Genomic DNA, 2,304 nt, shown 5'->3' with positions numbered 1-2,304 from the left:
ATGTAGTTAATGAAGGTGATAAGCTCGGATTTAATCACGCTTCCTCGAAATGATTCAGTTTTCTCACTCAGTCTTATGAATTCACAGGATTTCACCCTTGGCTAAGTGTGAGAGAAGAAGCTACACGGAGGAGATGATGGCTTGGGCAGTATACAGGGCAGGCAGGAACAGAGGTGAAGAATGAACACCTAATTTGTTCCATATCTTGCACGTCTACAATACTGTCCGATTCACCAGATAAAACTGGTTGATGCCTGTCCAAATTGCGATAATAGCATTCCTTATTTATTAAGCGATAAGATGCTTGGGGCTCCGTTTACTTGTTAATGTGGACGTGAAATGGAAAATATTACCTGAACTCAGTGGTTCTGAATGGAATTATTCATTTGAGTAAAAAGACGACTCTCTCATCAGATGGCTTGAATGGGGAGAGGAAGGATGGGGGAACAATGACCGGTTGTTATTCAATCCTCGTTACGCTTCGATTCATATGTTGTATGAAGCCCCAGTGGATACATCAGGCTGAATTTACTTTCGGATGAAAATCGTTTGCTATTTCGTTATACAATCGTTGATGAAATCAAAGAAAAGTGAGGCGAATGCAGTGAAAAGGATTCCCCGGACGAGCAGAGACCTGCAGGCGGCGGAACGCAGAGTACAGATTCTTCAAGGTGCCAAGGACTTGTTCGGGGAGCATGGCTTTCACGGAACCTCAATGCGGATGATCAATAAGCACGTCGGCATCACCGACGGTCTGCTGTATCATTATTTTCCCGGCGGGAAACAGGAAATTTTGGAGACGATCTTCACCGAGGGGCAGGAGGCGAAGATGGAAAGCATGGATAAGCTGCTTGCATCAATCAAGCCGAACCAGCCGCTGGAAGACGCACTCACCCAGTTTCTGATCGGTTTGTACGCCTCGGGGTGAGTTGTTTCTCAATTCTCTGGTATAAGGCCGTAAGTCGATTGAGTTGAAAAAGATAGGCAAGCGTTCTTTGAATTCAAGTTTTTGAAGTTCTTCAAAGGAAAATAGACTTTCTTGGAGAATATACAAAGTGACTTCCCTCCCTTGGGTTTTTCTTGTTTGGTCACTTGAAAACTTCTCCAAGTCGGGGTGAAGTCCCTTTTTTATGCTCAAAAACCTTTGTCTAGCAAGGCCTCAGATTTATGCAAAATGCTCATATACAAAAGAGGTCAACCAGTAAAAACTGGCTGACCTCATAATACGAACGGGCAGAATATGAACGATTACAGAATTATATAGCCGAGAGTTGCTAAAGGATATTTGGATTTGCTGGAGGTGGTAATATGCAGATCATGTTATAGTATGCAAGTAATGTGGATGCTTGGGCGAAGACGTCCCTCATCTTGTCGGTCGATTAAAGTAAAAAGTTAAAATTTTGCTGAAAATGTCACGAAATCATCTTCTTCATTGCCTCCTGTATGTGAGGACGGCCTAAGTCTCTCCAAAAATGTGATTACAAGCAGGGAGGAAAATGTATGAGAATCTTCGTAGCGGGAGGATCCGGGGCAGTCGGCCGGCTATTACTTCCAAAGCTACTGCAGGCCGGTCATGAGGTAGTGGCCATAACTCGCAGCGAAAGTAATGCCCGTGTTATGGCAAGACTGGGCGTTAGCGTACTGGTTGCCGATGTATACGACCGTGAGAACGTCATTACGGCTGTAGCCGAAGTTCGGCCAGATGTGGTTATTCATCAGCTGACTTCATTGAGTACCATGAACTTTGCCGAGAACTCCAGAATCCGAAAGGAAGGAACCCGGAATCTGGTCGACGCCGCCTTGGCGGCAGGGGTAAAGCGCATCGTCGCTCAAAGCATTTCGTGGGCATACGAACCGGGCGAACGGCCTGCTTCGGAGGATATTCCTTTGGATGTGAACGCGCCCGAGCCACGGAATAGGTTGGTGGACGGTGTGGTAGCGTTGGAACGAGCCGTTGTGGAAATGCCGGAGTATGTGATTCTGCGGTATGGTATGTTCTATGGACAGGGAACATGGAACGAACGTAACGGGCATATAGCGGAACAAGTGCTGCGAAAGGAAGTGCCTGCAACCGATGGAGTCAGTTCCTTCATTCATGTAGAGGATGCAGCGAACGCGGCTGTGCTTGCGCTGGGTTGGCCTTCTGGCCCGGTTAATATCGTGGACGACGAGCCAGCTGCCGCAACGGAATGGCTTCCGGTCTATGCATGTGCATTGGGCGCACCAAAGCCGGATTATAAACCGGGTAGGGAGCGTGGCGAGCGTGGCGCGTCGAATGCCAAGGCTCGACTTGAATATGGCTGG

Annotated in this window: 2 protein-coding genes and 1 pseudogene; 2 read left to right on the top strand and 1 reads right to left on the bottom strand. The window is 47.4% G+C overall.

Annotated elements, in window-relative coordinates; all coding sequences use genetic code 11:
* Window positions 1-538: 538 nt before the first annotated feature.
* The gene (locus GC098_RS16820; protein ID WP_171644279.1) at window positions 539-928 is read left to right on the top strand and encodes a TetR/AcrR family transcriptional regulator; all 390 of its coding nucleotides are present in this window, start codon (window positions 539-541) and stop codon (window positions 926-928) included.
* Here the strand turns inward: GC098_RS16820 and GC098_RS41940 are convergent.
* Window positions 917-1,054 (bottom strand): annotated as a pseudogene (locus GC098_RS41940) (transposase); the annotation flags it as partial. The gene GC098_RS16820 and the pseudogene GC098_RS41940 overlap by 12 nt on opposite strands.
* 446 nt (window positions 1,055-1,500) lie before the next feature.
* On the opposite strand from GC098_RS41940, the gene GC098_RS16815 reads away from it, so the two are divergent.
* Window positions 1,501-2,304, top strand: an 804-nt coding sequence (locus GC098_RS16815) for an NAD-dependent epimerase/dehydratase family protein (RefSeq protein ID WP_171644278.1), incomplete at its 3' end; no start/stop codon positions are given.

The organism is Paenibacillus phytorum (genome assembly GCF_013141715.1).
Lineage (GTDB): Bacteria > Bacillota > Bacilli > Paenibacillales > NBRC-103111 > Paenibacillus_E > Paenibacillus_E phytorum.
The sequence above is the reverse complement of the archived record's forward strand: the minus strand, read 5'-3'. Positions and strand labels throughout refer to the sequence as shown.

Bases quoted from the DNA above. Each gene is read 5' to 3' on its own strand.
- GC098_RS16820 (WP_171644279.1), top strand. From the start codon at position 539: ATGAAAATCGTTTGCTATTTCGTTATACAATCGTTGATGAAATCAAAG.